This window comes from Nitrospirillum guaranorum, assembly GCF_034653275.1.
Lineage (GTDB): Bacteria > Pseudomonadota > Alphaproteobacteria > Azospirillales > Azospirillaceae > Nitrospirillum.
Window position 1 is genome coordinate 231,724 of sequence record NZ_JAYEES010000003.1, and the last position, 25,362, is coordinate 257,085.

Annotated in this window: 27 protein-coding genes and 1 other RNA gene; 12 read left to right on the forward strand and 16 right to left on the reverse strand. The window is 69.5% G+C overall.

Annotated elements, in window-relative coordinates; genetic code table 11:
- Positions 1 to 12: 12 nt before the first annotated feature.
- Genes UAJ10_RS09865 through UAJ10_RS09875 form a run of 3 tightly spaced genes read right to left on the reverse strand, consistent with a single transcriptional unit; the run spans position 13 to position 4,393 of the window.
- Positions 13 to 1,392 carry a DUF6880 family protein gene (locus tag UAJ10_RS09865; RefSeq protein WP_416235358.1) on the reverse strand — a complete coding sequence of 460 codons (1,380 nt, stop codon included), beginning with the start codon at positions 1,390 to 1,392 and terminating at the stop codon, positions 13 to 15.
- Positions 1,393 to 1,409: 17 nt separating this feature from the next.
- Complete coding sequence (locus UAJ10_RS09870) at positions 1,410 to 2,654, reverse strand: DUF2336 domain-containing protein (protein WP_322915211.1); 1,245 nt, start codon at positions 2,652 to 2,654, stop codon at positions 1,410 to 1,412.
- Complete coding sequence (locus UAJ10_RS09875) at positions 2,654 to 4,393, reverse strand: sensor domain-containing diguanylate cyclase (RefSeq protein WP_322915212.1); 1,740 nt, start codon at positions 4,391 to 4,393, stop codon at positions 2,654 to 2,656. The genes UAJ10_RS09870 and UAJ10_RS09875 overlap by 1 nt, the downstream gene beginning before the upstream one ends.
- Positions 4,394 to 4,613: 220 nt before the next feature.
- On the opposite strand from UAJ10_RS09875, the gene UAJ10_RS09880 reads away from it, so the two are divergent.
- From UAJ10_RS09880 to UAJ10_RS09895, 4 genes are all read left to right on the forward strand, one after another.
- Positions 4,614 to 5,360, forward strand: a complete 747-nt coding sequence (locus UAJ10_RS09880) for a pyrimidine 5'-nucleotidase (protein ID WP_322915213.1) — start codon at positions 4,614 to 4,616, stop codon at positions 5,358 to 5,360.
- Between the two features lie 162 nt (positions 5,361 to 5,522).
- Positions 5,523 to 6,368 (forward strand): 2,3,4,5-tetrahydropyridine-2,6-dicarboxylate N-succinyltransferase, encoded by an 846-nt coding sequence (gene dapD, locus UAJ10_RS09885; RefSeq protein WP_322915214.1) that lies wholly within the window; start codon positions 5,523 to 5,525, stop codon positions 6,366 to 6,368.
- A gap of 6 nt (positions 6,369 to 6,374) precedes the next feature.
- A complete protein-coding gene (gene dapE / locus UAJ10_RS09890; protein WP_322915215.1) occupies positions 6,375 to 7,598 on the forward strand; it encodes a succinyl-diaminopimelate desuccinylase in 1,224 nt (407 codons plus the stop codon).
- An 8-nt stretch (positions 7,599 to 7,606) separates the two neighbouring features.
- Positions 7,607 to 8,200: a hypothetical protein gene (locus tag UAJ10_RS09895; protein WP_322915216.1), complete on the forward strand. Its 594-nt coding sequence runs from the start codon at positions 7,607 to 7,609 to the stop codon at positions 8,198 to 8,200.
- Between the two features lie 135 nt (positions 8,201 to 8,335).
- Here the strand turns inward: UAJ10_RS09895 and truA are convergent, their stop codons facing one another.
- The 3 genes from truA to def form a co-directional block, all read right to left on the reverse strand.
- Entirely contained in the window at positions 8,336 to 9,076 is a 741-nt protein-coding gene (gene truA / locus UAJ10_RS09900) for a tRNA pseudouridine(38-40) synthase TruA (RefSeq protein ID WP_322915217.1), read from the reverse strand.
- A 5-nt stretch (positions 9,077 to 9,081) separates the two neighbouring features.
- The gene (gene fmt, locus UAJ10_RS09905) at positions 9,082 to 10,041 is read right to left on the reverse strand and encodes a methionyl-tRNA formyltransferase (protein ID WP_322915218.1); all 960 of its coding nucleotides are present in this window, start codon (positions 10,039 to 10,041) and stop codon (positions 9,082 to 9,084) included.
- A 166-nt stretch (positions 10,042 to 10,207) separates the two neighbouring features.
- Positions 10,208 to 10,714, reverse strand: coding sequence for a peptide deformylase (gene def, locus UAJ10_RS09910; RefSeq protein WP_322915219.1), 507 nt, complete (start codon positions 10,712 to 10,714; stop codon positions 10,208 to 10,210).
- Between the two features lie 253 nt (positions 10,715 to 10,967).
- On the opposite strand from def, the gene UAJ10_RS09915 reads away from it, so the two are divergent.
- On the forward strand, positions 10,968 to 11,531 hold the full coding sequence (locus tag UAJ10_RS09915) for an energy transducer TonB (RefSeq protein ID WP_322915220.1): 564 nt from the start codon (positions 10,968 to 10,970) through the stop codon (positions 11,529 to 11,531).
- Between the two features lie 46 nt (positions 11,532 to 11,577).
- Here the strand turns inward: UAJ10_RS09915 and recR are convergent, their stop codons facing one another.
- From recR to ffs, 4 genes are all read right to left on the reverse strand, one after another.
- Positions 11,578 to 12,186 carry a recombination mediator RecR gene (gene recR, locus UAJ10_RS09920; protein ID WP_322915221.1) on the reverse strand — a complete coding sequence of 203 codons (609 nt, stop codon included), beginning with the start codon at positions 12,184 to 12,186 and terminating at the stop codon, positions 11,578 to 11,580.
- A gap of 108 nt (positions 12,187 to 12,294) precedes the next feature.
- Positions 12,295 to 12,618, reverse strand: coding sequence for a YbaB/EbfC family nucleoid-associated protein (locus tag UAJ10_RS09925; protein ID WP_040842623.1), 324 nt, complete (start codon positions 12,616 to 12,618; stop codon positions 12,295 to 12,297).
- Positions 12,619 to 12,621: 3 nt separating this feature from the next.
- On the reverse strand, positions 12,622 to 14,586 hold the full coding sequence (locus tag UAJ10_RS09930; protein ID WP_322915222.1) for a DNA polymerase III subunit gamma/tau: 1,965 nt from the start codon (positions 14,584 to 14,586) through the stop codon (positions 12,622 to 12,624).
- Between the two features lie 94 nt (positions 14,587 to 14,680).
- An RNA gene (gene ffs, locus UAJ10_RS09935) (signal recognition particle sRNA small type) lies at positions 14,681 to 14,778 on the reverse strand.
- 133 nt (positions 14,779 to 14,911) lie between these two features.
- Between ffs and nudC the strand changes: the two genes are divergently transcribed.
- Together nudC and UAJ10_RS09945 are read left to right on the forward strand one after the other, a co-directional pair.
- Complete coding sequence (nudC, locus tag UAJ10_RS09940; RefSeq protein ID WP_322915223.1) at positions 14,912 to 15,874, forward strand: NAD(+) diphosphatase; 963 nt, start codon at positions 14,912 to 14,914, stop codon at positions 15,872 to 15,874.
- Between the two features lie 30 nt (positions 15,875 to 15,904).
- Entirely contained in the window at positions 15,905 to 16,321 is a 417-nt protein-coding gene (locus tag UAJ10_RS09945) for a phage tail protein (protein ID WP_322915224.1), read from the forward strand.
- A 9-nt stretch (positions 16,322 to 16,330) separates the two neighbouring features.
- Here the strand turns inward: UAJ10_RS09945 and hisN are convergent, their stop codons facing one another.
- Positions 16,331 to 17,116: a histidinol-phosphatase gene (gene hisN / locus UAJ10_RS09950; RefSeq protein ID WP_322915225.1), complete on the reverse strand. Its 786-nt coding sequence runs from the start codon at positions 17,114 to 17,116 to the stop codon at positions 16,331 to 16,333.
- Positions 17,117 to 17,289: 173 nt separating this feature from the next.
- Here hisN and UAJ10_RS09955 point away from each other — a divergent pair, with 173 nt between their 5' ends.
- On the forward strand, positions 17,290 to 17,559 hold the full coding sequence (locus UAJ10_RS09955; RefSeq protein ID WP_322915226.1) for an AbrB/MazE/SpoVT family DNA-binding domain-containing protein: 270 nt from the start codon (positions 17,290 to 17,292) through the stop codon (positions 17,557 to 17,559).
- Positions 17,556 to 17,954: a type II toxin-antitoxin system VapC family toxin gene (locus tag UAJ10_RS09960; RefSeq protein WP_322915227.1), complete on the forward strand. Its 399-nt coding sequence runs from the start codon at positions 17,556 to 17,558 to the stop codon at positions 17,952 to 17,954. Before UAJ10_RS09955 ends, UAJ10_RS09960 begins: the two co-directional genes overlap by 4 nt.
- 69 nt (positions 17,955 to 18,023) lie before the next feature.
- On the opposite strand, the gene UAJ10_RS09965 is transcribed toward UAJ10_RS09960, so the two are convergent.
- On the reverse strand, positions 18,024 to 18,563 hold the full coding sequence (locus UAJ10_RS09965; protein WP_322915228.1) for a c-type cytochrome: 540 nt from the start codon (positions 18,561 to 18,563) through the stop codon (positions 18,024 to 18,026).
- Positions 18,564 to 18,836: 273 nt separating this feature from the next.
- Between UAJ10_RS09965 and UAJ10_RS09970 the strand changes: the two genes are divergently transcribed.
- The 3 genes from UAJ10_RS09970 (at position 18,837) to UAJ10_RS09980 (ending at position 21,694) form a co-directional block, all read left to right on the forward strand.
- Positions 18,837 to 19,607, forward strand: a complete 771-nt coding sequence (locus UAJ10_RS09970) for a 3-deoxy-manno-octulosonate cytidylyltransferase (protein WP_322915229.1) — start codon at positions 18,837 to 18,839, stop codon at positions 19,605 to 19,607.
- A gap of 81 nt (positions 19,608 to 19,688) precedes the next feature.
- Entirely contained in the window at positions 19,689 to 20,573 is an 885-nt protein-coding gene (locus tag UAJ10_RS09975) for a prephenate dehydratase (protein ID WP_322915230.1), read from the forward strand.
- 188 nt (positions 20,574 to 20,761) lie between these two features.
- On the forward strand, positions 20,762 to 21,694 hold the full coding sequence (locus tag UAJ10_RS09980; protein ID WP_322915231.1) for a 2-hydroxyacid dehydrogenase: 933 nt from the start codon (positions 20,762 to 20,764) through the stop codon (positions 21,692 to 21,694).
- A gap of 6 nt (positions 21,695 to 21,700) precedes the next feature.
- Here UAJ10_RS09980 and UAJ10_RS09985 read toward each other — a convergent pair whose 3' ends face one another.
- The 4 genes from UAJ10_RS09985 to UAJ10_RS10000 all read right to left on the reverse strand — a co-directional run bounded on the left by UAJ10_RS09985 (position 21,701) and on the right by UAJ10_RS10000 (position 25,239).
- On the reverse strand, positions 21,701 to 22,588 hold the full coding sequence (locus UAJ10_RS09985; protein WP_322917303.1) for a cyclic nucleotide-binding domain-containing protein: 888 nt from the start codon (positions 22,586 to 22,588) through the stop codon (positions 21,701 to 21,703).
- Positions 22,585 to 22,962 carry a response regulator transcription factor gene (locus tag UAJ10_RS09990; RefSeq protein ID WP_322915232.1) on the reverse strand — a complete coding sequence of 126 codons (378 nt, stop codon included), beginning with the start codon at positions 22,960 to 22,962 and terminating at the stop codon, positions 22,585 to 22,587. Before UAJ10_RS09990 ends, UAJ10_RS09985 begins: the two co-directional genes overlap by 4 nt.
- Positions 22,963 to 23,090: 128 nt before the next feature.
- Positions 23,091 to 23,735: a response regulator transcription factor gene (locus tag UAJ10_RS09995; RefSeq protein WP_322915233.1), complete on the reverse strand. Its 645-nt coding sequence runs from the start codon at positions 23,733 to 23,735 to the stop codon at positions 23,091 to 23,093.
- On the reverse strand, positions 23,725 to 25,239 hold the full coding sequence (locus UAJ10_RS10000; protein WP_322915234.1) for a PAS domain-containing sensor histidine kinase: 1,515 nt from the start codon (positions 25,237 to 25,239) through the stop codon (positions 23,725 to 23,727). Before UAJ10_RS10000 ends, UAJ10_RS09995 begins: the two co-directional genes overlap by 11 nt.
- Between the last annotated feature and the right edge of the window lie 123 nt (positions 25,240 to 25,362).

Genomic DNA, 25,362 nt, shown 5'->3' on the forward strand with positions numbered 1-25,362 from the left:
TTTGTCGCGCTGTCAGTCCGGCGTCACCTGGCTCCAGAAGGACGACTTGCGGCCATGGTCCTTGCGCAAACGCAGGGCGTAGGTGGTGTGATTTTCCATGTCGGCATAGGCGTCGACGCGGCGCGCCAGGGCACCCAAACGGTGGAGGTAACGCGCAGCATGCCCGTAAGCGGCCGAGACGCCGCGACCGAGGATGTCATCCAGCAGCACACGGTATAGAACGATCGCCGCCAAGGGGAACCCTTCCTCCAGCGCCGACGCCGCGTCGGAGAGCACGTCGTAGTAAGCCCCCCTCCAGTCGCCACGCCGGGCAAAGACCAGGGACGCCGCCAGGTCGAGACGAGGCCAACGGATGAAAAAGTCGAGCGCCTTATGTGGATCCTCGCTGGCGGCGACGAGGGCGAACGCGCGGTCCAACTCGTCGAATTCCTGGAAGTCATCCAGCTTGTCGATGTATTCGCGCAGGAGGCTGGCGTTCAACGTGGCCTCGAAGCCCTTCCATCGCAGCGCCTGCGCGGCGGCCCGATCCTTCATGGCCTCCAGGATTTTCGCTTCCAGCTGGAGCTTTTCGGGATTGGACCACCGGCGCTGCAAGGTACCGGACATCAGTTCCGCCCTGGTCGCCATGATCAGCCGGTTGGGCTTGTCCTCGGTGCGCACCCAGCGCAGCGCGTCCTCATGGCGCCCCGCCGCCAGCAAGCGCTCGGCAAGGCGCAAGGGATTCTGCCGCCAGGACGGCAACCGCGCCTCCAGCGCCATCACCGTGTCCATGTCGCCTCGGGCTTCCGCCAGGGCCTGGCGCACCTCCAAGGGGGCTGCAAGATCACCCGCCACCTTGGCCAGCGCCGTTTCCCAGTCCCGGCCCTGCGCATCGGACAACAGGGACGCCAGAACCAGAGCGACGCGCAGGAACAAGGAATAATCGTCCGACTGCAGCGTGCCGGTCAGCCACTGGGCAACCTGCGCCCGCTCCATCGGCTTCAGCCGCTCCAGCAACCCATGGGCGGACTCCGCGGCCTCCCAATAGAGGTTGCTCACGCGCCCACCGGAATCGGCCGTGCGCTCAAGCACATCCTGCTGCGTTCCCAGGAAGCGCAGCAGGCGATTGACGGCGGAGAACGCGTCCGCCGGGGCCAGTTCCTTGACGATGGTATCCACCGTCGCCTGGAGGTCGGCGACGAACGCCTTTTCCTTTTCCCAAGGAATGATGGCCTGGGCCCGCTCCAGCGCGGCGAGACGGCGGTCTACCAGCTTGGCCACCGCGTCCGGCCCCTTCAGAGCCGCCAGCGCCGCGTTCACCCGCTTGCGGAAGGGCGCGCTGTCGGTGGCCTCGTCCAGAATGATCTGCGCCAGTTTCTCCGGCCCCAGCGCCACCAGGGCTTCCACCGACAAGGCGGGCCTGCGCGCCATCACTCCACCCCGAAGAACTCAAGTTGCCACTTCATCTCGTCGTCGGTCATGGGGTACTTGGTGCCCTCACGCGCGTTCAGCACGTTGGACGGGGGGATTTGGGCCAAGCGCATCTGCACCTGGCGGGCGGCGCGCATCGTCAGCTTGGCCTTCCAGCACAGGGCGGTGACGCCGCGCGGGCTCTGGCCGGCGATGATCTTTTCCACGATGGGCTGGGGCAAGCCGGACAGCAGCGCCAGCGAGGCCATGACGAAGCCGCGGTCGCCCTGGCCCAGGGCCATGGTCACCGTGTCCTCCGTCAGCTTCTTTTCCTTGTGCAGGCGCCGGGCGCGGTCGGCCGGGCGCTCCTTGGGCGCCTCCTCCTCATCCACCAGGCCGTTGCCGGCGGCGGCGGTCTTGGCGGCGGGCAGGCGCTGGCGCACGGCCTGGGTGATGGCCTGGCGGGTTTCCACCGGCAGGTCGCTGCGGCTTTCCAGCACCTTCACCAGGCTGTCGGTGACGAAGCCGGCGATGCGCGCGGCGGCCGCCGGCGGCAGGTGGGGCCGCCGCACAAGGGGGGCGTGCCAGGGCTCATGCTTGGGCGCCAGGTCCAGGATACGGTCCAGCGTCTCTTCCCGGATCTGGGCGCTGGCGTTGCCCAGCAGGCTGGCCACCGCCGCCTCGCGCTCCGTCTGCACGATGGCGTCGGACACGGCCACGCTGACGTCCGCGCGCTCGGCGATGGCGCACAGCCGCTCATCCTCCGGCGCGCCGGCGATGATCTCCAGCAGGTCGTCGTCGGTCAGGATGGGGGAGTGGCGCAGGACGGGACCGGAGATGGAGGCGTCCAGGTCGCGGGCCAGTTGCTGGATGACCGTGGGCGGGGCGTTGGGCAGGTCCTTCAGTGCCGCCACCATGACGCCGCGCACCGCCACCGCCCGGTCGCGGGCCAGGGTTTCCAGGATCTGCAGGGTCATGCGCTCGATCTGCCCCACCCGGTCGGCGGACAGCGTGGGCACCAGGGCCGCGATCTTGGTGGCCAGGCCGCTGCGCACGCCCTCGTCCGCGTCGGTGGACAGCATCATGTCCGCCTGGCGCGGGGTGGAACTGTTCAGCGCGATCTCACGCCGCACCTCGGCACTCTTGTCGGTCGCCAGCAAGTACAGGATCTCAGGCTGGGTTTCCGTGCGCGAGGCGACGAAACGCCGGTCGGCCGCGTCGCCGGTGGCCAGCTTCTTGGCGGTATCGTAGTCCAGTCCGCCCATCACTTATCCTTTTCCCCGGGTTCCCCGGGACCCTCTTTCCCGGTGTCGTCACTGTAGGCGGGCGACAGGCAGCGATGGCCCTTGCCCAGACGCTTGGCGGCATACATGCCCTGGTCGCCGCGATCCACCAGGCTTTGCACCGGCTCGCCCCCGCCGCCCAGGTGGACGGCCACGCCCACGGAGACGCCCAGCGGCTTCTCCGGCGCGGCGGACAGCGGCCGCAGGAATTCCGCCGCCTCGCGCAGCAGGCGGTCGGCCACGGACAGGGCCTGGGCCTCGTCCACGCGGTCGATCCACAGCACGAACTCGTCGCCGCCCAGGCGTCCGGCCAAGTCACCGGGCCGCGCCATGCGGCGCAGCAGGTCGCCCACGGCGCGCAGCACGTCGTCGCCGGCGGTGTGCCCGCGCAGGTCGTTCACCGCCTTGAAGTTGTCCAGGTCGAAATACAGCAGGGCGGAGGCGCCCCCGGTCTTGGCGCCCAGCCGCTGGCCCAGCAGTTCCATGACCGTGCGGCGGTTGTACAGCCCGGTCAGGCCGTCGCGCTCCGACAGGGTTTTCAGCCGTTCCTGATAGCGGGCCTGGGCGATGGCGGCGCCCACGTGGTCGGCGATGGTGCGGGCCATGGACAAATCGTCGGCCGACCAGCCGCCCCCTTCGCCGCCGGAAGGGCTCCCCTCGGAAGAGCCACCGCCGGGGGCGTTGTCCGGCGTGGGTCGCCACACCAGAACCGCGCCGTTGACCTCGTGCCGGAACAGGGTGCGGGCGGCCAGCACGTCGTAACCCGCCGCCGTGACGGTCACCGGCCCCTCGCTTTCCGCCGCGCGGTGGGGCAATTCGGCCAGTGTGGCCTCCAGTTCCGCCGGGATGCTTTCCGCCACGCCCACGGGGACGTAGCTGTCCGCCCCCTCCGCCCGGGCGCGCAGGGCGGAGCCGGCGGCGCCGGTGGCGTTCACCGCCACGCCGGCCGCGATCTCCAGCGTGCGCGCGGGGTCGACGTCGTCGCGGGTGGAGGAGACGATGTAGCCCAGGTAGCGCTCGCGCAAGCGCACCTGCGCCAGTTCCATGGCCCGCAGCCGGGCGTCGGTGATATCGCGGCAGGCGCCGCGCGCCCCCACCCATTGACCCTCCGGCCCCGTCAGCGGCAGGGCGGATGAGATGAGGCAAGCGGGCCGGCCATCCGCCGCGCGCAGCCAGACCTCCACCCGCTCGATGGCGTCCCGCGCCTCGAACGGAGACAGCCCATCGTCGAACTCCGGCAGCAGGAAGTCGTTGGGGTGGAGGCCCACCAGGTCGTCCGGACGGTAACCGATGGCCCCGGCGGGGGAGACGAAGGCGAAGCGCCCGTCCGGCCCGGTTTCCCAGGCGAAGTCGCTGGAGATTTCCACCAGGTCCTTATAGCGCTGGCGCGATTCCGTCAGCGCCTGGCGCAGGCGGCGCTCCAGGGTGGCCATGCGCCCCAGCAGCAGGTACCGCGCGCCGCCCGCCCCGTCGGGCGGCAGCGCCAGCGGCGTCCATTCCACCACCTCCTGGTCCGGCAGGGGGCTGGAATGGGTGCCGGGCTGCAGCACGCCGCCATCCGCCACCCAGCGCGACAGCAGGTCCAGCCAGCCGTCGTCCCGCATCAGCAGCTGGGCGCCCGCCGGGTTGGCGGCGGTGACCCGGCCCTCGGCGTCGACCGCCAGCCCGGGGCCGGCCCACCCCGTCAGCAATGCCTGGCCATCGATCAAATCGGAACCCATGCCCCCGCCTCGCGCGCCCAACAGCCGCCCCGCGCCCGCCAAGTCCCTGGGCTCAAACACCTGGACCGGCAAGCCCGCCTCACCAAAGGAGTAGCCTACTCCCCGGATGGCGGCAACTGGCCCGGACGGGCACCCTGTGCCGCGTCGGGATAGGGGATGGACGGCGCCAACGGGCAGTCGCGGCTTGCCCGGAACGGGCGGCGGGCCCATGGTGGGGGCCATGATGACCGACACCGCCCCCCTGACCGTCACCGCCGCCGGCCATGCGCCCATGGGCAGCCCCTTCGCCCACGTCGACACCTGGATTTTCGACCTGGACAACACGCTGTATCCGGCGGCGTGCAACCTGTTCGCCCAGGTCGACGTGCGCATCGGCGCCTACATCGCCGACGCCCTGGGCCTGGACGCCGATGCGGCCAAGCGCCTGCAAAAGGACTATTTCCGCCAGTACGGCACCAGCCTGCGTGGCCTGATGCTGAACCATGGGGTGCAGCCGGGGCCCTTCCTGGACTATGTCCACGACATCGACGTCAGCGCCATCCTGCCGCAGCCGGCCATGGCGGAAAGCCTGGCGGCCCTGCCGGGGCGCAAGATCATCTACACCAACGGCTCCGCCGGCCACGCGGAGAATGTGATGCGGCGCCTGGGCGTGGCCGACCAGTTCCACGCCGTGTTCGACATCGTGGCCGCCGATTTCACGCCCAAGCCCGACGCCTTGCCCTACACCACCCTGATCCAGCGCCACGGCATCGACCCCACCCGCGCCGTGATGGTGGAGGACATCGCCCGCAACCTGGCGCCGGCCCGGGCGCTGGGCATGGCCACCGTGCTGGTGGAGACGGACTCGCCCTTCTCCCTGCCCAATCCCGACGCGCCGCCCGAGGCGCTGCCTTATGTGCAGCACCGCATCACCGACGTGCCCGCCTGGCTGGCCCAGGTGGTGGCCGACCTGACCGCATCCAAATAGCCCCGTCCGCGCAAGAATATGTCCGGGAGAGGCTGCTAAAGTAGGGTCTGGCCTGCCGCCGGGGGCGTTGACAGGGGTCGAAGGCCCCCGCCATTGTCCCCCCGCCTAATCAGATCCTCCGCCCCCAAAGCCGCCGACCAGGCGCCATCCGGACGACGCCCCATGACCGCTTTCACCGACCTGCAGAGCCATATCGAGCAAGCGTGGGAAACCCGCGACACCCTGAACGCCGGCACCACCGGCGCCACCCGCGACGCGGTGAACGAGGCACTGTCGGCCCTGGACCGGGGTGAGCTGCGGGTGGCGGAGAAGGTGGACGGCGCCTGGGTGGTGAACCAGTGGCTGAAGAAGGCCGTGCTGCTGTCCTTCCGCCTGACGGACAGCGCGCCGATGCCCGGCGCGCCGGGGGGCAGCACCTGGTTCGACAAGGTGCCCACCAAGTTCGAGGGCTGGGACGACGCCCGCTTCCGCGCCGCCGGCTTCCGCGCCGTGCCGGGCGCCATCGTGCGCCGCAGCGCCTACATCGCCCCCGGCGTGGTGCTGATGCCCAGCTTCGTCAACATCGGCGCCCGCGTGGGCAAGGGCACCATGGTGGACACTTGGGCCACGGTCGGTTCTTGCGCCCAGATCGGCGCCAACGTCCACCTGTCGGGCGGTGTCGGCATCGGCGGCGTGCTGGAGCCGCTGCAGGCCGGCCCGGTGATCATCGAGGACAACTGCTTCATCGGCGCCCGGTCCGAGGTGGTGGAGGGCGTGGTGGTCGAGGAAGGCGCCGTCCTGTCCATGGGCGTCTACATCGGCGCCAGCACCAAGATCATCGACCGCGCCACCGGTGAAGTCTTTATCGGCCGCGTGCCCGCCTATTCCGTCGTCGTGCCCGGCAGCATGCCCGGCAAGCCCCTGCCCGACGGCACCCCGGGCCCCAGCCTGTACTGCGCCGTCATCGTCAAGCGCGTGGATGAGCAGACCCGGGCCAAGACCTCGATCAACGACCTGCTGCGGGACTGATCGCCCATGGCCCACGCCTCCCCCACGCCCCGGAACGCCGCGCCGGACCCCTCGGATCCGGTGGCGCTGACCCAGGCGCTGATCCGCTGCGCCAGCGTCACGCCGGCCGACGCCGGCGCCCTGGGCGTGCTGGAGGGGGTGCTGGCGCCCCTGGGTTTCACCTGCCACCGCCTGACCTTCACGGAGGAAGGGACGGCGCCGGTGGAGAACCTGTACGCCCGCCTGGGCGACGCCGGCCCCAACTTCTGCTTCGCCGGCCACACCGACGTGGTACCGGTGGGGGATGAGGCGGCGTGGACGGTGGCGCCCTTCGCCGGCGACATCATCGACGGCCGGCTGTTCGGCCGGGGCGCCTCGGACATGAAGGGGGCCATCGCCGCCTTCATCGCCGCCGTCGCCCGGCACAAGGCCGCCGGACTGCCCAGGACCGGCAGCCTCAGCCTGCTGATCACCGGGGATGAGGAAGGCCCGTCCATCAACGGCACGCGCAAGGTGCTGGGCTGGCTGGCGGAGCGGGGGGAGACCCTGGACGCCTGCCTGGTGGGGGAACCCACCAACCCGCAGCGCCTGGGCCAGATGATGAAGATCGGCCGGCGCGGCAGCATCACCTTCACCATCACCAGCCTGGGCGCCCAAGGCCACGTGGCCTATCCCCACCTGGCCGACAACCCCCTGCCCCGCCTGGCTCGGGCCCTGGCCCGCCTGTCGGGGGAGCCGCTGGACCAGGGCACGCCCCACTTCCAGCCCAGCAGCCTGCAGATCACCACCATCGACGTGGGCAATCCCACCACCAACATCATCCCGGCCAAGGGCACGGCGGTGTTCAACATCCGCTTCAACGACCTGCACAGCCCCGCCAGCCTGGAGGCCCACGTGCGCGGCGTCCTGACCGAGGTGGGCGGATCGTGGGACGTGAAGGTCGCCGTCAGCGGCGACGCCTTCCTAACCCCGCCAGGCCAGCTGAGTGGCATCGTTGCGCAAGCGGTACGATCTGTGACGGGGCTGGAGCCGGAGTTGAGCACCAGCGGCGGCACCTCCGACGCGCGCTTCATCAAGAACCACTGCCCGGTGGTGGAGTTCGGCGGCGTGGGCGCCAGCATGCACAAGGTGGATGAGCACATCGCCGTGGACGACCTGATCCGCCTGACCGATATCTACGCCCGCGTGCTGGCCGACTGGTTCGCCGCCCACGGCGCGCCTCAAGGCGCCACCGCCGGCGTCGCCGCGTGATGGGCGGAATGGCCGGCAGCCTGGTCGGCGCCCTGCGCCTGGTCTTCCTGGACAAGACGGCCGCTGGACGCTTCCCGTCCGACCGGGCCGGCGCCCTGCGCAGCTTCTGGGTCTTCCTGGCCTTGCTGCCGGGCGTGGTGGCACTGGACACGGTGGAGCGCTGGATGGGCCATCCGCTGACGCCGCTGGGCGACGGTACCGCGCTCGCCACCATTCCCCTGGCGCGGGCCCTTCCGGCCACCCTGCTGGCCTACCTGATCGGCACCTTCGGCTATTTCCTGATGGTGGAGCGTATCCTGCACCTGCAGGGCAATGGCGCCTTGTTCCCCCGCTTCATCGCCGCCTTCAACTGGAGCGGCGTCATCGCCCTGATCGTGGCGCTGCCCCTGGCCGTGCTGGCGCACAGCGGCGTCGTGTCCATGCCCATGGGGGCCGCCATCATGGCGGTCACCTATTTCTGGAGCCTGTTTTACGAAGCCTACGTGACCCGCGCCGTGCTGGGCTGCGGCTGGCTGACCGCCACCGGCTTCGTGCTGCTGGACGTGGTCGTCAGCGACCTGATCACCACCCTGGTCCACGGGCCGCTGATGGCTGTCAGCTAGTTTTCCCTCAATCGCCGGGCGGCCACCTCCGTGGCCTTGGCTTCCTCAGCTTCCAGTCCACTGCGTTCCCCGGAAACTTCCGGCGGACGCGGTCGCGTCCCATTACGGGATAAGGCCCTGGCTCATTCCGTAGGGCTAATCGTACCACGCCTCGGTGAAGTACAGCCCATCCGGCGGCGCCGTCTGGCCGGCGGCGGCGCGGTCGCGCGCCTCCAGGGCCCGGGTCACGTCGTCCGGCGTCCACTTGCCCTCCCCCACCAGGCGCAGGGTGCCGATCATGTTGCGGATCTGGTGGTGCAGGAAAGAGCGGGCGCGGGCCACCATGTGGATCTCTTCCCCCACCCGCGTCACCGTCAGCAGGCTCAGCGTCTTCACCGGGCTCTTGGCCTGGCAGATGCTGGCGCGGAAGCTGGTGAAGTCGTGATTGCCCACCAAGCGCTGGGCGCCCGCGTTCATGGCGTCGGCATCCAGGATCGTGGGCACATGCCAGGCGCGGCCGATGTCCAGCGCCAAGGGCGCCCGGCGGTTGACGATGCGGTAGAGGTAGGCGCGGCCCTTGCAGGACAGGCGGGCGTGGAAGTCGTCGTCCACCGCCTCCGCCCTCACCACCGCCACGGGCTCGGGCCGCAGATGGAAATTCAGGGCGTCGCGCACCGTATCGGCCTTGGTCGGTTTCTCCAGGTCGAAGTGGCAGACCTGGCCCAGGGCATGGACGCCAGCGTCGGTGCGGCCGGCGGCATGCACGCGCACCGCCTCCCCCGAGAAGCGCCGGATGGCTTCCTCCAGGCAGGCCTGGACGGAGGGGCCATGCGGCTGCAACTGCCAGCCCTGGTAGGGCCGGCCGTCATATTCGACGGTGAGCTTCCAGCGCGGCATGGGGGTCAGACGGCGGCGATGGGCTTGCCCACCGCGTGCGGGAAGCCGCGCAGGAAGGCCGCCCCCTCCACCGGGCCCTTGCCCGGACGCTGCACGGTCGTGAGGCGCAGGGCGCCCTCGCCGCAGGCCACGGTCAGGGCGCTGTCCAGCAAGGTGCCGGGCGCGCCGGAACCGGCGACAGGTTCGGCCGCCAGCACCTTGATCTTCTCGACCGCTCCCCCCGTGGCGGCGCCGCCCTCGACCGGGGCCTCGAACCAGGTGCCGGGCCAGGGGGTCAGCGCCCGCACCTGCCGGTCCAGCTCGACCGCCGGCTTGGTGAAGTCCAGCAGCCCTTCCTCCTTGGCCAGCTTGGCGGCGTAGGTCACGCCGTCCTCCGGCTGTACGGTGGCAGGCAGGTCGCCGGCGGCCAGGCGGTCCAGCGCCGTGACGATCAGGCGGGCGCCCATGGCGGAGAGGCCGTCGTGCAGTTGGCTGGCGGTCATGCGCGGGGTGATGGTGATGCGCTTTTCCAGCAGCATGGGGCCGGTGTCGAGGCCCGCCTCCATCTGCATGATGGTGACGCCGCTCTCGGCGTCGCCGGCCAGGATGGCGCGCTGGATGGGGGCGGCGCCGCGCCAGCGGGGCAGCAGCGAGGCATGGATGTTGAGGCAGCCCAGGCGCGGCGCGTCCAGCACCGCCTGCGGCAGGATCAGGCCATAGGCCACCACCACCGCCACATCCAGGTTGAGGTCCCGGAACTCCGCCTGCGCCTCTTCCTTGCGCAGGGTGCGCGGCGTGCGGACGGGAATGCCCAGCGCCTGCGCCCGCGCATGCACCGGCGTCAGCTGTTCCTTATGCCCCCGCCCGGCGGGGCGGGGCGGCTGGCTGTACACGCAGGCGACCTCGTGCCCCGCCGCCACCAGCGCGTCCAGCACCGGAACGGAAAAGTCGGGCGTGCCCATGAAGGCAAGGCGCAGGCGGATCATGGGGCTAGCCTCCAACGGGAAATAAAACGCGCACCCTATAAACCAGGCCTGCGACCGCAGGCCCCGGAGCGAGTACCGCAGGGCGGAGCGAGGACAGCCAAGCCGCCGGATGGCGGCGCCCGGCGCTTGAGGGAAAAACGAAAACGCCGGCGCCTGAGGAACAGCGTCAACGAGCCGCCTTGGTCACCTTGCGCAGGATCATGTTGCGCTTCAGGGAGGACAGGTGGTCGATGAACAGCACGCCGTTCAGGTGGTCGACCTCGTGCTGGATGCAACGGGCCAGTAGGTCGTCGCAATCGCGTTCCTGCACGCTGCCGTCGCGGTCGACATAGCGCACGCGGATCTGCTTGGGCCGCACCACGTCGGCGTAGATCTCGGGGATGGAGAGGCAGCCCTCGTTGTGCACGCAGGTCTCATCCGACAGCCACAGCAGCTCCGGATTGGCCATGGCGATGGGTTCCTTGGCGCCTTCCTTATGCTCGGACACGTCCACCACGATGATGCGCTCCAGCAGGCCGATCTGCGGGGCGGCCAGGCCGATGCCGGGAGCCTTGTACATAGTCTCCAGCATGTCATCCATCAGCTTAACCACGCGGCCGTCGACATTGGCGATGGGCGCGCACTTCTTCTTCAGGCGGGCGTCGGGAACGGTCAGGATGGGCAGGAGGGCCATGGGTGTCGTGTCCGGATCAGGCGGCTAAGGCGAAGGGCGGCAAGTATAAACGCTTGTTCCCCTGCGAGATAGGGGAAGCGGCCCGCCAGGGCAAGGGCGGGTTGCGCCCGGGGGGTATGCGGGAGATTTCATAGGCGACAGTGCCAAGTACTTAAGGAACGCCACCAAGCTTGAGCGGACGGAAAAAGTAAGGCGACGACCGGGGCCATTTCTGCAACCATCGCCCTCATAGTTTCATGGCCTGGAGGAAGTCATGCGGACAAGCGCGGCGCATGCGATTCTCAGTGGCGTCCTGGTGGTGCTGGCCTGTTGGCCGTTCGCCCCACCCACCCCGTCCGCAACCGCCGCGGAGAAGCTGTCCCTGCCGATCACGATGCTACCGCCCATCGGCGCCCCCGTCGTGCTTGAGGGCGACAATCCGGACACTGGGTCGCCGCTGGAGACATCCTCGCCATCGAAGGCCGGGCCCGTCACGGCCAAGATCGACTTGGCTTCCCTTCGCAAGTTTCGTCCGGCCTTCCCCGTGGAATCGGGCCAAATGAACGGACAGGGCCGGGTGGTCTTCCTTGCCCGTTGCGGCACTGATTACCTGGTTTCCGACGCGGTCATCCTGGAAAGCAGCGGCTACGAACCACTGGACCGGGCGGTGCTGGATACCGCCCGGTCGCACCGCTGGCGATGCAAGCCTCTTTCGGCAAAGGGCCGCGCCCATGACACATGGGCAAAGGCGGCATACCGCGTTCTCCCGGGCGATCTGCCGCCGAATCAGCTGGATGCCGACGGCAACCTCTACCCGCCGCCACCGTTCAATTATTGAGGAAACCAACCCGGTGAGAGCCGATTCGCGGGGCGTGGCCCCCACCTCACCCCAACGTCCGCCGCGCCCGTAAGGCGGCGGTGAGGGTGCCGTCGTCCAGGTAGTCCAGTTCGCCGCCCACGGGGACGCCGTGGGCCAGGCGGCTGATGGCGACGTTCAGGCCCGAGAGGCGGTCGGTCAGGTAGTGGGCGGTGGTCTGGCCGCCGGCGGTGGCGTTCAGGGCCAGGATGACCTCGCGCACCGGCGTGCCATCCGAACCCTGGGCCACGCGGGCCAGCAATCCCGGCACGGCCAGGTCGTCGGGGCCGATGCCGTCCAGCGCCGACAGGGTGCCGCCCAGCACATGGTAGAGGCCGCGATAGGCGCCCGTGCGCTCCAGCGCCCAGAGGTCGCCCACCTCCTCCACCACGCACAGGGTGGCACGGTCGCGGGCGGGGTCGCGGCAGACGCCGCAGGGGTCCACCGTGTCCAGGTTGCCGCAGACGGGGCAGGTGCGGATGCGGGCGGCGGCCCCGGCCAGCGCCTCGGCCAGCGGGTCCATCAGCTGCTCGCGCTTCTTGATCAGATGCAGGGCGGCGCGGCGGGCCGAGCGCGGGCCCAGGCCCGGCAGGCGCGACAACAGCTGTATCAGGCGGTCGATTTCAGGGCCGATCATGGCCCCAAGATAGGGGCTGTGCCGGCTTTGTTCCAGCGGGGAAAATAAGAACGCCGGGCCCGTCGCCAGGCCCGGCGTTCAAAACCACACCCTGAAGGGCGGTGCCGATCAGAACGGCAGCTTCATGCCCGGCGGCAGCTTCAGGCCGCCCATGAGCTTGTTGGTCTCTTCGGCGATGTGCGCCTCGACCTTGCTCTTGGCGTCGTTGAAGGCGGCGACCAGCAGGTCCTCCAGCACCTCGATGTCCTCGGGGTCGACGACGGACTTGTCGAGCTTCACCTTCTTCAGCTCGCCCTTGCCGTTGACCACGACGCGGACCATGCCGGCGCCGGACTGGCCATCGGCCTCGATCTCGCCCAGCTTGCCCTGCATTTCCTGCATCTTGGCCTGCATCTGCTGGGCCTGCTTCATCATCTGGCCGATGTTCTTCATGGCCTAAAAATCTCCTTCCCAGTCGCCGTCGCTCATATCGGGCGGCGCGTCGAAATACGGGTTGTCCGGGGCATCCATACCGCCATCCTCGTAAGAAGGGAAGGCGGGGGTGAGGGCGGCCTCTTCGGCGGCGGCCTTGGCTGCCGCCGCGGCCACCTGGTCCAGGTCGCGCACCGCCGCCATCTTGGCGCCGGGAAAGGCGGCCATGAGGGCCTGCACCAGGGGGTTGGCGGCGGCCTGTTCGCGGGTGCGGTTCTCCGCCGCGCGGTCCTGGTCGCTGAGCGTGGGCTCGCCGGGCGCGCTGGAGACGGTGACGATCCAGCGCCGCCCGGTCCATTCCGTCAGCAGCTGGCCCACGCGGCCGGCCAGGTTGGGCACGGCCATGGCGGTGGGCCGCAGCTCGATCAGCCCCGGCTCGAACTTCACCAGGTGGACCATGCTCAACAGGTTGCCCTGCAGCATGCCCTCGCGCCGGGCGCCGAACAGCTCCGCCACCTCGCGGAAGGATTTGGGATCGGCCGGGGGCAGGTCGGGCGCCGGTTCCACCACTGGTGCCGGAGCCGCCACGGGCGCCGCCTTGACCGCGCCGGCCAAGCCGCCCCCCAAGCCGCCACGGAGCACGGCCATGGGGGCCCCGCCGCCGTTCGACCCGCCGCTGGACAGGGCCATGCCCCGGGCCGTGGCGCCACCGTTGCCGCCGCCGGAGGGAGCGCCACCACCGCCCATCGGGGCGCCGCCGCCATTCCCACCCGTGGCGGGCACGCCGCCCTCCATCACCTTGCGCACCAGATCGCCGGGGCTGGGCAGGTCGGCGGCGTAGGCCAGGCGGATCAGCACCATTTCCAGGGCCTGCATGGGTACCGGCGCCTGCTGCACCTCCGCCAGGCCCTTCAGCAGGACCTGCCAGGCGCGGGCCAGGGCGGGCATGCCCAGCTTGGCCGCCAGGTCGCCGCCGCGCACCCGCTCCATCTCTGGGATGCCCTGGTCCTGGGCGGTGCCGGGAACCACGCGGGCGCGGGTCAGGAAATGGGTGAAGTCCAGCAGGTCCTGGGCGATGACCACCGGGTCGGCGCCGCGCTTGTGCAAATCGTCCAGCACGGCCAAGGCGTCGGCCGGCTTGCCGGACATGGTCGATTCGAACAGGTCCACCACCAGGGTGCGGTCGGCCAGGCCCAGCATGTCGCGGACCTGAAGCCCGGTCACGGCACCGCCGCCCAGCGCGATGGCCTGGTCCAGCAGCGACAGGCCGTCACGCACCGAACCGTCGGCGGCGCGGGCGATGAGGCTCAAGGCCTCCGCCTCCACCGGCACCGATTCCTGGTCGGCGATGCGGCCGAAATGGGCCTGCAAGGTGCCCTGGTCAACCCGGCGCAGGTCGAAGCGCTGGCAGCGCGACAGCACCGTCACCGGCACCTTGCGGATCTCGGTGGTGGCGAAGACGAACTTCACATGGGGCGGCGGCTCCTCCAGTGTCTTCAGCAGCGCGTTGAACGCGCTGCGCGACAGCATGTGGACCTCGTCGATGACGTAGACCTTGTAGCGGGCGCCGGCCGGGGCGTAGCGCACGCCCTCGATGATCTCGCGGATGTTGTCGACCGAGGTGTTGCTGGCCGCGTCCATCTCGATGACGTCGACGTTGCGGTCCTGCGAGATTGACACGCACTGCTCGCACACGCCGCAGGGGCTGACCGTGGGGCCGCCCTGGCCGTCGGGGCCGACGCAGTTCAGCGCGCGGGCGATGATGCGGGCGGTGGTGGTCTTGCCAACGCCCCGCACGCCGGTCAGCATGTAGGCCTGGTGGATGCGCCCCGACTGGATGGCGTTGCGCAGGGTGCGCACCAGGGCGTCCTGGCCGATCAGCTCATCGAAATTGCGGGGGCGGTACTTGCGGGCCAGGACGCGGTAGACGGCGTTCCCGGCGGGGGCGGGGGACTGAACGTCGGGGGAAAGCGTGCTCTGATCGGTCACGGGATCGCTCAACCCTTCCGGCACTGGCTGGCCGCCAGCCCTGTGCGGGCCGGACCTTGTGACCGGCCAAAAGGCGGCGTTCAGATTTTATGAGGTGGGAGGCTGGACATGCGACCCGCGCCGAAACTCGTTACGGCTGCTTCCTTCCGGACCTGACCGGGTTGGCGAGGGACACGTCCGCCGCCAACCTCCCGCCGCCATATATCGGCATCGACCCACCCCATAGCAAGCGAAAAGGCGGCAGGGCCGCCCCGCCTGTTCCGATGCGCCCGCGACCCGGGGTGGCCTTGCCCCCTCCGGTCCCATCATGAGACGAATGGTGATCATGACGAACCGGTCCCAGAAGAACTTCTACACCGGCGCCGGCCTCGACCGCGCCACCGTCGCCCGCAAGCAGGCCGACTGGCTGGCCCAGCGCCTGGCGGCACCCGAAAGCCGTTTCCTGGCCGTCTGGCGCGGCCAGTTCCTGGTGGCATCGCCGCAGGAGGGGGCGGAAGCGCTGGACGGGACGCCAGTACGGCCCGTCTACCTGGATCCCACCAGCCCTTGGTGGCGCGAGGCCGCGACCCTGGCCCCCGCCTTCCTGGGGGTGGAGGGCGACATCGCCCATTTCGCCGTCGACCTGTCCGGCCTTGAGGAAGACCATCCGGAGCTGCTGGGCCTGGGCACGCCGACGGAGCTGCGCACCCTGGCCCACCAGGTGGACCGGCCCACGGCCAGCCTGCTGGCCTATGTGCGCGGCCTCTTGGGCTGGCATCAGCGCCACCGCTTCTGCGGCGTCTGCGGCACCGTGACCGAGGTGATCGAGGGCGGGCACGTCCGCCGCTGCACCAACCCCGACTGCAAGACCCTGCACTTCCCCCGCACCGATCCGGCCGTGATCATGCTGGTGCATGACGGCGACCGCTGCGTCATGGGCCGGCAGGCCCGATTCGGCCAAGGCATGTATTCCACCCTGGCCGGCTTCGTCGAACCGGGCGAAAGCCTGGAGGAGGCGGTGGCGCGCGAGGTGATGGAGGAGGCGGGCATCCAAGTGACGGACGTGCGCTATCAATCCTCCCAGCCCTGGCCCTTCCCCTCCTCCCTCATGCTGGGCTTCCACGCCCGCGCCGTGACCACCGAGCTGAAGGTGGATTTGGAGGAGCTGGAGGACGCGCGCTGGTTCACCCGGGATGAGGTGTACCAGGCCAGCCTGCGCCGTGGGCCGCCGGACGGGTCCTTGCGCCTGCCCGGCGCCGACAGCATCGCCCGCCGCCTGATCGAGGATTGGCTGGAGGGCGACGTGTGAAACGCGAACCGATTCGGGGGTAAAGGCATCATGTCGGGCGAGACGCAAACCAGCACTTGGCCGCTGCCCAAGTTCTATTTCTCGGCCCAGCTGGGCGGCACCGTCACGGCCACGTTCCAGGAAGTGACCGGGCTGGACACCGGGGCCGCCCCCGCCGCCACAATGCCGGGCTCACGCAAGGTCGGAAACGTCACCCTGCACAAGGGCCTCTTCGCGAACGACTCCGCCCTGTCGGACTGGTTCAACCAGATCAAGCTGAACACCATCGCGCGCCAGACGGTGGTGATCAGTCTGTTGGACGAAACCGGCGCGCCCAAAATGGTCTGGACCCTGGACAACGCCTGGCCGACCACGTTCACCGGCACGGACCTGAAGTCCGACGGCAACGAGGTGGCCGTGGAGTCGGTGGAGGTCGCCTATGAGACGATGGTGATCTCCGCGCCTTAAGGCACGGACTCAGGCGGCCCCACCCATGATGGCCAGCGCCTGGGCGTGCGCCCGGGCGTCGCCGGAGGCCACGACCTCACCCACCGCGCCTAGAACCAGGTCGCGGCCCTGCCAGTCGGTCATGCGGCCGCCCGCCCCCTCCACCACCGGCACCAGGGCGGCCCAGTCCCAGGGCGCCAGGTCGCGCTCCACCGAGATGTCCAGCCAGCCGTTGGCCACCTGGGCGTAGCCGTAGCAGTCGCTGCCGTAGACGACGTAGCGCGAGGCGGCCTTGAGCCGGGCGAAGCGTTCCGCCTCCACGCCCTTGAACATGTCGGGGCTGGTGGTGGTCACCGTCGCCTCCGCCAAGGTGGGGCAGGCGCGGGTGCGCACGGGCGTGCCGTTGAAGCGGGTGGGATATCCCGCGCCGCCGATCCAGCGTTCGCCCAGGATGGGCTGGTCGATGACGCCCAGCACCGGGCGGCCGTGGCGCAGCAGGCCGATCAGGGTGCCGAAGATGGGCCGGCCGGTCATGAAGCTCTTGGTGCCGTCGATGGGATCCAGCACCCAGACGTATTCCCGCTCCAGGCCGTGGGTCCCCAGCTCCTCCCCCAGGATGCCGTCGTCGGGGCGCTCGGCCGCCAGGATGGCGCGCAGGGCCTCTTCCGCCTGGCGGTCGGCGATGGTGACCGGCGTCAGGTTGGACTTGGCGTCGATCTCCACATCTGCCCGGAAATAGCGGCGGATGACGGCGCCCGCCGACTCGGCCATGCGGTGGGCGAGGGCGATGAACTCTTCCGGAATGGGCGTCGTCATGGGGGCACTTCCTGATCAATGAGCGGACGGAAAGAGAGCCCCTGCCGGGGGCGCCCGGCTCTTATACCGGAATTGGCGCCCAATTTGACGCCCACTTGGGTGCGGGTGCCGTCATCGTCGCCAAGCTTGAAGTAATGCGATTTTGCATTACGTTATGAACATCGGAGGACGACATGACGACGACACTCACCGTGACGACCCGGGGTCAGGTCACGTTCAGGAAGGAAATCCTGAAGCATCTCGGCATTGAGCCGGGCGGCAAAGTCACGCTGGACCTCCTGCCGGATGGCCGGGCGGAACTCAGGGCCGAACAGCCGAAAGGCACCTGGCGCGCGCTGCGGGGCATGCTGAAGGACAAAGGCAACGGCGCCCGGCTTTCCATCGACGCGCTGAACGACGCCATCGCCGAGGCGGGGACCGCCGCCGGACTGGGCCGGGAATGAAGATCACCGCCGATACGAACGTGCTGGTAAGGCTGATCATGGCGGATGACGAGACGCAAAGCGCCCTGGCCATCGCGGTCGTGGAAAAGGCCAGCGTCGTGGCCGTCAGCATCCATGCCCTCTGTGAACTGGTGTGGGTGCTGGACCGGCATTACGGCGTGGCGCGCGCCGACATCGCGGCGGCGATCCGCACGCTGATCGGCACAAGCAACGTCGTGGTCAATCGCCCAACCGCCGAGGCCGGGTTGGCCATGCTGGATGCAGGCGGCGATTTCGCCGATGGCGTTGTCGCCTATGAGGGGAAGTGGTTGGGCGGCGAACGTTTTGTCTCGTTCGACAAAAGAGCGGTGAGCCGCCTTCTGGCCCAAGGACAGGCGGCCCAGCTGTTGCAGTGAATGGGCCTTTGGCAAGCCGTCCGTCCGTGATTCGCCGCCCGGGGCAATCCGGGCGGCGTCCTCATGACATCAAGGCAGCGGAGCCGGGCTGTCGGCCTGGGCCCGCAGGTAGGCGATGACGTCGGCGCGGTCCTTGACCGACTTGAAGCCGGCGAAGGTCATCTTGGTGCCCGGGGCATAGGTCTTGGGGCTGGCCAGGAACTCGTTCAGCTTTTCGTAGTCCCAGGTGCCGCCCAGCTTCTTGATGGCGTCGGAGTAGGCGAAGCCCTCCATATGGCCCTGCTTGTTGCCGATGATGCCCCACAGGTTGGGGCCCACCTTGGCCGGGCCGCCCTTGTCGAAGGTGTGGCAGGCCTGGCAGACCTTGGTCAGCTTGGCGCCGTTATCGGCGCTGGCGCTGGCCAGCAGCGGGCTGACCGGATCCGGCTTGGCCGGCGCCGCCGGCTCGCCACCCGCGGCCGGGGCCGCCTCCACGCCTTCGATCTTGTACACGTTCTCGGTCAACATCGTCGGGTGCACGGCCTTCTTGGCGATGAACCCCGCCAACAGGGCGATCAACGCGCCCAACAGAATGGCCATGGAAATCTTGTTGAAGAAGCTACCCGCCATCAGATCAAGCCCTCATGTCCCACGCTGTTTGCCGTTCGCGTGCTGGTTATGGTTCCTGCGCGTCCAGGTTAACGCCAGGTGGTGACGCTTGTCGATGCCCGGGGCCGTTATGGTCCGGCCATCATTCTCCCAAATTCCGGGCGACGATAAGCGGCCTGTTCAACCAGGGCAAGATAGTTCGGCGCCCTGCCTGCAAACCGGCTTGACCATGGGAGGTAAATGTCGCACGCCTGCCCCAGCCATGAGCCAAATCAAATCGTAGGCCGAAGCCCGATGTCTTCAAGCCCCGCCGGCGCCCCCAAAGCCCCCATCGTGATCATCCCGGCGCGGATGGCCTCCACCCGCCTGCCGAACAAGCCGCTGGCCGACATCGGCGGCGCGCCCATGATCGTGCAGGTGTGGCGCCGCGCGGCGGAGGCCGACATCGGCCCGGTGCTGGTGGCGGCGGCGGAGCAGGAGATCGTCGAGGCGGTGCGGGACGCCGGCGGCCAGGCGGTGCTGACCGACCCCAACCACCCCTCGGGCTCCGACCGCATTCACGAGGCGCTGCGCCTGGTGGATGCGGAGGGGCGGCACGACGCCGTGGTCAACGTCCAGGGCGACCTGCCGACGGTGGAGCCGGCGACGGTGCGCGCCGCCTTCGGCCCGCTGGCCAATCCCGCGGTGGACATCGCCACCCTGGCGGTGGAGATCACGGTGGAGGAGGAGCGGCACAACCCCAACGTGGTCAAGGCGGTGATCGAGCTGGCGCCCGGCGCCCGCGTCGGCCGCGCCCTGTACTTCACCCGGACCACCAGCCCCTGGGGTGCCGGCCCGCACCATCACCACATCGGCCTTTACGCCTATCGCCGGGAGGCCCTGGCCCGCTTCGTCGCCCTGCCCCCTGCCGCCCTGGAGCGGCGCGAGAAGCTGGAGCAGTTGCGCGCGCTGGCCAACGGCATGCGCATCGATGTGGCGGTGGTGGACGCCGTTCCCCTGGGCGTGGACACGCCGGAGGACCTGGAACGCGCCCGCGCCCTCATCGGCCGCATAGGCGCCCCCTAAAACCAACGGCATGAGATTCCAGCTCAGGCCGTTGTAGGATGCGGCCGCGCCGTCAAGGGGCGGTCCAAGAAGGGGAAAACAATGTCCAGCAGTGAGCGGGGCGCCGAGAACACCATCGCCTACCAGGGGGCGCCGGGCGCCAATTCCGACATGGCGTGCCGCCAGGTGTTTCCGGACATGGTACCCCTGCCCTGCCACTCGTTCGAGGACGCCTTCGCCGCCGTGACGGAGGGGCGCGCCCGCCTGGCCATGATCCCCATCGAGAATTCGGTGGCCGGCCGCGTCGCCGACATGCACCACCTGCTGCCCCAGGGCGGCCTGCATATCATCGGGGAGCATTTCCAGCGCGTGGTCCACTGCCTGGTGGCGCCCAAGGGGGCGACCATCGCCGGCCTGCGCCAGGTGCATTCCCACATCCAGGCGCTGTCGCAGTGCCGTGGCTACCTGCGCGCCCACGGCATGGCGCCCATCACCCACGCCGACACGGCCGGTGCGGCCGCCGACGTGGCCAAGTGGGGCGACCTGGCCCAGGGGGCCATCGCCTCGGAACTGGCGGCGCAGATTTACGGGCTGGAGGTGCTGGCGCGCGGCATCGAGGACGCGGAGCACAACACCACCCGCTTCCTGATCCTGTCGCGGGAACCCAAGCCGGCGCCGCGCGGGGCGGGCCCCGTCATCACCAGCTTCGTCTTCCGCGTGCGCAGCGTGCCGGCGGCCCTGTACAAGGCCATGGGTGGCTTCGCCACCAACGGCGTCAACATGACCAAGCTGGAAAGCTACATGGTGGGTGGGCGCTTCACCTCCACCCAGTTCTATGCCGACGTGGAGGGCCATCCCGAGGACCGGCCCCTGCGCCTGGCCTTGGAGGAACTGGACTTCTTCGCCCGCGAGCTGAAGATCCTGGGCGTCTACCCCGCCCACCCGTTCCGCTCCGAAAGCAGCCAGCGCGACGACGGGCAGGATTAGCTTTACGCTGACCGTTGCTCGTAACCGATCAACGGCCCCCTCAAGCGCCGGGCGCCAGCATCCGCCGGCTTGGCTTCCTCGCTGCGCCCTGCGGTACTCGCTCCGGGGCCGGCGGTCGCCGGCCTCCAGCAGTATAAGGCTGGGCCTTATGCTGCTGGTTCATACCTTTCCGTAACGGGATCGATGCCATGGCCCTGCTGTTCGTCTCCGCCCACGACCATGCCGCCGACTGGGTGGCCGAGCTGCACGCCCAGCTGCCTGAAATGGACGTGCGCGTCTGGCCGGAGGGCATGGGCGACCCGGCGGAGATCGACTACGCCCTGGTGTGGAAGCCGCCGGCGGGCCTGCTGGCCAGCCTGCCCAACCTGAAGGTCATCTTCTCGCTGGGCGCCGGGGTCGACGCCTTGCTGGCCGATCCTACCCTGCCCAACCTGCCGCTGGTGCGGATGGTGGAGCCGGGCCTGACCGAGGGCATGACCGAATATGTCTGCCTGCACGTGCTGCGCTGGCACCGCGACGCCCCCCTGTTCGAGGCGCAGCAGCGGGCCGGGGAATGGAAACAGCTGACCCACCAGCTCCTGGCGCGGGAACGCAAGGTGGGCATCCTGGGCCTGGGCGCCCTGGGCAGTGACGCCGCGCAGGCCCTGAAGGCCCTGCGCTTCGACGTGGCGGGATGGAGCCGGTCGCCCAAGCGGCTGGACGGCATCGCGACCTATCACGGGGCGGAGGGCCTGGCGCCCTTCCTGGCGCGCACGGACATCCTGGTCTGCCTGCTGCCGCTGACGCCGGACACCGAGAACATCCTGGACGCGGGCCTGTTCGCCCAGTTGCCCCGGGGGGCCGTGATCATCAACGCGGCCCGGGGCCGCCACATGGTGGAAGAGGATTTGCTGGCCGCCCTGGACAGCGGCCACCTGGCGGGCGCCACCCTGGATGTGTTCCGCACCGAGCCCCTGCCGGCCAGCCACCCCTTCTGGACGCATCCCAAGGTGACCATCACCCCCCACGTCGCCGCCATCACCCAGGCGCGCACGGCGGTGGAACAGGTGGTGGGCGGCCTCAAGCGGCTGGCCGCCGGGCAACCGCTGATCAACCTGGTGGATCGCCAGCGGGGATACTGAACCCTCTTACTGAACCAGGCCGGACCGGCCGCCGCCCTCCGACAGGTCGGTCAGGGCACCGACATCCACCAGTTCCACCATCTGGTCGGGCAACAGGCGGATGAGGCGGGTGGTCTTCAGCTTGGTGAAGGCGCGGGACACGGTTTCCATGGTCAGCCCCAGGAAATCCCCGATGTCGGTGCGGGTCATGGGCAAGGGGACGCGGCAGTGGTCCTGAGGCTCGGGCGTCACGCGCCGGGCCTGGCGCAACAGGAAGCTGGCCAGCCGCTCCGGCGCCGTCTTGCGGCCCAGCAGCAGCATCTGTTCCTGGGCCACCTGCAATTCGGTGGCGGTGGCCGCCAGCAGGCGCAGGCGCAATTCCGGATCCCGCTCCAGCAGCGTGTCGAACTGGCCGCGGGACAGGCGCCGCAAGGTCACGGGCGTCACGGCCTCGGCGGAATAGAGGTAGGAGCCGCCCATGGCCAGGCCCAGCATGTCGCCGGGCTGCAGGAAGCCGACGATCTGCCGCCGGCCGTCGGCCATCATGCGCAGGATGCGCACCATGCCGGAGGTGACGATGCGCACGCTGCTGGCCGCGTCGCCTTCCGAGAAGATCACCTGGTCCCGGTCATAGGCGGAGGCCTCGTCCCCCAGGGGGCGAACGGCCCGGCCAGCGCGGCGCGACCGGCGGGGGACATCGGCCGGGCGCTGAAGACGGCCGGGCTGGGTTGGCGGGAAGTGGTCGGGGCGGTGGCGAGCGATGGCGTCATCTGGGGGCTCCCGTTCCTGTCGGGCCTGAACCAGCCCGTCGTCGTTTCGTGAGAGGACGTTAGCGCCCGGCGTCCCGCCTGATGAGTTCGGTCTTCTACCTACGTAAAACCCCTTACGGCTGTAAAACCCCTTATGGCCCGTCAGGCGGGGCGCGCCAGCAGCAGCCGCAACTCATCCACCAGCCGGCCGGTATCGACCGGCTTGTCCAGGAAGCTGGCGACACCGGCCCGAAGGGCCCGGTCGCGCGTCTCCGCCTCCATGTTGGCGGACATCATCAGGATGGGCAGGCCGCGCAACAGGGCGCGGTGCCCCTCGACGAACTCGAGGCCCGTCATGCCGGGCATATGCTGGTCCAGCAGCAGGCACCCCGGACCACCATCGAAATGGGCGGCGAAGTCTTGGCAGGAGGCGTGAAGGTCGACCTCGAAGCCGTACAGCCGCAGCAGGAACTTAAGGGACTCGCGGACGGACTCGTCGTCGTCGACGACATGGATCCGTCCCGCCGCGATCTCGGCCACATCCAATCTCCCAAAGGCGACATACCGGCGTCGAAGGTGCCGGCCCCGTCGCCTCCCGTGAAGGTAAGGCGTCGGCGCCTACAGGAGTAATAAGGGTTTCCCCGTATTCCGGCCGTGTTTGACGCGGATCAACCCGCGTTCGGGCGAATACCTGCCGCCAGCGCCAGGCGCACCAGGTGGGACAGGCTGCTGGCGCGCATCTTCTCCATCACCCGGGCGCGGTGGATTTCAACGGTGCGCGGGCTGATGGACAGATCGAAGGCGATGATCTTGTTGGGCTTGCCGTCGACCAGCCCTTGCAACACGTCCAATTCCCGCGGCGTCAGCGCATTCAGGCTGGCCAGCGCCTCCGGCGACGGCGCCTCGCTCCCGGGAGGCGGGGGGGCCGCGTCGGCCACGGTACGGGGCCGCGACAGCGCCGACTGGAGGGACGCCAGCAACATCTCCTCCTCGAACGGCTTTTCGATGAAATCCAGGGCCCCGGCCTTCATCGCCGCCACCGCCAGGGGGACGTCGCCATGGCCGGTCATGATGATGACCGGCAGGGTGGATCCCCGCGCGACCAGCCGTTCCTGGACCTCCAGCCCGCTCAGGCCGGGCATGCGCACATCCACCACCAGGCAGGCGCAGCGCGTCGGCGCGTCGGAGTCCAAGAATTCCAGGGGCGAGGAAAAGACCGCGACCTGGTAGCCGGATGCCATCAGCAACAGCCGCAGCGAATCCCGCACGGCGGCATCGTCATCCAGCACGGCGATGACCGGATCAGGCGTCATGGCTTCTCTCAGCCTCGGGCAGCAGGGGCAGCGTGAAACGGAAGGTCGCGCCACCCTGTTCGTTACGGTCCGGCCACAGCCGGCCACCGTGGGCCTCGACGATGGACCGGCTGATCGACAGCCCCACCCCCATGCCCCGTTCCTTGCCGGAAACGAAGGGCTGGAACAGGCGGGCCATGGCGGCGTCATCCAGCCCGTGCCCGGTATCGGCCACGGCGATCTCCATGAATCTCGCGCCATCCGGGGCCACCATGGGGGCCGCCGTGATGGATAGGATGCGTTCCGGCTGGCCCTCCATCGCCTCGACCGCGTTGCGGATGAGGTTGAGCAGCACCTGCTGGATCTGGATTTTGTCGATCACGGCGCGCAGGTCCTGCCGCTGCAGGCGCAAGTCCATGCGCACGCCGCTTTCCCGCGCCCCAACCAAGGCCAGGGCGGCCGCCTCTTCGATCAGGCCGTCCAGGCTCTCGGCGCGCCGGTCGGTGCCGCCCTTGGCGATGAAGTCGCGCAGCCGCCGGATGATCTGCCCGGCCCGCAACGCCTGCGCCGACGCCTTTTCCATGGCCTCGCGCGCCAGGGGCATGTCAACGGTCTCCGGCCGCTCCAGCAGCCGCAGGGACGCCTTGATGTAGTTGACCACCGCCGTCAGCGGCTGGTTCAGCTCATGCGCCAGGGCCGACGCCAACTGCCCCATGACACTGACCCGGCTGACGTGCAGCAGTTCGGCCTGCAACTGCTGCAGCCGCCGCTCCACCGCCTGGTGTTCCGTCAGGTCGTGGATGAAGCCGGTGAACAGGCGCTCCCCCTCCAGGTCCACGGCGCCGACCGCCAGTTCCATGGGGAACACGCTTCCGTCGCGGCGCTGGCCGGAGACGATGCGGCCGACGCCGATGATGCGCTTCTCCCCCGTGGCGAGGTAGCGGGCGATGTACTGGTCGTGCTGTTCCCGGTAGGGCGAGGGCATCAGCATGCTGACGTTCAGCCCCTGCACCTCGGCCTCGGTGTAGCCGAACAGGCGCTGGGCGGCCGGGCTGAACGAGCGGATCAGCCCCTGCCCGTCGATGACGATGAGGGCGTCCGGGATGGTCTCGATGATGGAGGCCAGGCGCGCCTCGCGGTTGCGCAGGGCCTCTTCCGCCGCCCGCCGGTCGCTGATGTCGCGGATGATGCCGATATAGGCCGGTGGCCCGTCCTGCAGCGCCTCGCCCACCGACAGTTCCATGGGGAAGGTGGTGCCGTCGCGGCGCAGGCCCGTGACCTCGCGGCCGATGCCGATGATTCGCTTTTCCCCGGTGGCGCGGTAGCGGGCCAGATACTGGTCGTGCTCGCCCTGGTAGGGGGCGGGCATCAGCATCTTGACGTTACGGCCGATCACCTCCGCCGCCGTCCAGCCAAACAGGCGTTCGCAGGCGGGATTGAAGGACTGGATCGTGCCCTGGCCGTCGATGACGATCACGCCATCGGGCACAGTGTCCATCAACGCGCGGAAATGGGGTGACAGCATGGGGGTCTCCGTTCGTCACACCATATGTCGCGACCCGAACGTTTCCCATACCTAACAATTCCCGACCCGCCGATGCAGGTTGAAATGCGCCGGGATGTTCGCGGACATCACGGAGGCCGCCGC

What these genes read in the sequence shown, in the direction of transcription:
- UAJ10_RS09870 (WP_322915211.1), bottom strand. Translation starts at nt 2,654, where the DNA reads ATGGGCGGACTGGACTACGATACCGCCAAGAAGCTGGCCACCGGCGAC.
- UAJ10_RS09875 (WP_322915212.1), bottom strand. Translation starts at nt 4,393, where the DNA reads ATGGGTTCCGATTTGATCGATGGCCAGGCATTGCTGACGGGGTGGGCC.
- UAJ10_RS09880 (WP_322915213.1), top strand. Translation starts at nt 4,614, where the DNA reads ATGATGACCGACACCGCCCCCCTGACCGTCACCGCCGCCGGCCATGCG.
- dapD (WP_322915214.1), top strand. Translation starts at nt 5,523, where the DNA reads ATGACCGCTTTCACCGACCTGCAGAGCCATATCGAGCAAGCGTGGGAA.
- dapE (WP_322915215.1), top strand. Translation starts at nt 6,375, where the DNA reads ATGGCCCACGCCTCCCCCACGCCCCGGAACGCCGCGCCGGACCCCTCG.
- UAJ10_RS09895 (WP_322915216.1), top strand. Translation starts at nt 7,607, where the DNA reads ATGGCCGGCAGCCTGGTCGGCGCCCTGCGCCTGGTCTTCCTGGACAAG.
- truA (WP_322915217.1), bottom strand. Translation starts at nt 9,076, where the DNA reads ATGCCGCGCTGGAAGCTCACCGTCGAATATGACGGCCGGCCCTACCAG.
- fmt (WP_322915218.1), bottom strand. Translation starts at nt 10,041, where the DNA reads ATGATCCGCCTGCGCCTTGCCTTCATGGGCACGCCCGACTTTTCCGTT.
- def (WP_322915219.1), bottom strand. Translation starts at nt 10,714, where the DNA reads ATGGCCCTCCTGCCCATCCTGACCGTTCCCGACGCCCGCCTGAAGAAG.
- UAJ10_RS09915 (WP_322915220.1), top strand. Translation starts at nt 10,968, where the DNA reads ATGCGGACAAGCGCGGCGCATGCGATTCTCAGTGGCGTCCTGGTGGTG.
- recR (WP_322915221.1), bottom strand. Translation starts at nt 12,186, where the DNA reads ATGATCGGCCCTGAAATCGACCGCCTGATACAGCTGTTGTCGCGCCTG.
- UAJ10_RS09925 (WP_040842623.1), bottom strand. Translation starts at nt 12,618, where the DNA reads ATGAAGAACATCGGCCAGATGATGAAGCAGGCCCAGCAGATGCAGGCC.
- nudC (WP_322915223.1), top strand. Translation starts at nt 14,912, where the DNA reads ATGACGAACCGGTCCCAGAAGAACTTCTACACCGGCGCCGGCCTCGAC.
- UAJ10_RS09945 (WP_322915224.1), top strand. Translation starts at nt 15,905, where the DNA reads ATGTCGGGCGAGACGCAAACCAGCACTTGGCCGCTGCCCAAGTTCTAT.
- hisN (WP_322915225.1), bottom strand. Translation starts at nt 17,116, where the DNA reads ATGACGACGCCCATTCCGGAAGAGTTCATCGCCCTCGCCCACCGCATG.
- UAJ10_RS09955 (WP_322915226.1), top strand. Translation starts at nt 17,290, where the DNA reads ATGACGACGACACTCACCGTGACGACCCGGGGTCAGGTCACGTTCAGG.
- UAJ10_RS09960 (WP_322915227.1), top strand. Translation starts at nt 17,556, where the DNA reads ATGAAGATCACCGCCGATACGAACGTGCTGGTAAGGCTGATCATGGCG.
- UAJ10_RS09965 (WP_322915228.1), bottom strand. Translation starts at nt 18,563, where the DNA reads ATGGCGGGTAGCTTCTTCAACAAGATTTCCATGGCCATTCTGTTGGGC.
- UAJ10_RS09970 (WP_322915229.1), top strand. Translation starts at nt 18,837, where the DNA reads ATGTCTTCAAGCCCCGCCGGCGCCCCCAAAGCCCCCATCGTGATCATC.
- UAJ10_RS09975 (WP_322915230.1), top strand. Translation starts at nt 19,689, where the DNA reads ATGTCCAGCAGTGAGCGGGGCGCCGAGAACACCATCGCCTACCAGGGG.
- UAJ10_RS09980 (WP_322915231.1), top strand. Translation starts at nt 20,762, where the DNA reads ATGGCCCTGCTGTTCGTCTCCGCCCACGACCATGCCGCCGACTGGGTG.
- UAJ10_RS09995 (WP_322915233.1), bottom strand. Translation starts at nt 23,735, where the DNA reads ATGACGCCTGATCCGGTCATCGCCGTGCTGGATGACGATGCCGCCGTG.
- UAJ10_RS10000 (WP_322915234.1), bottom strand. Translation starts at nt 25,239, where the DNA reads ATGCTGTCACCCCATTTCCGCGCGTTGATGGACACTGTGCCCGATGGC.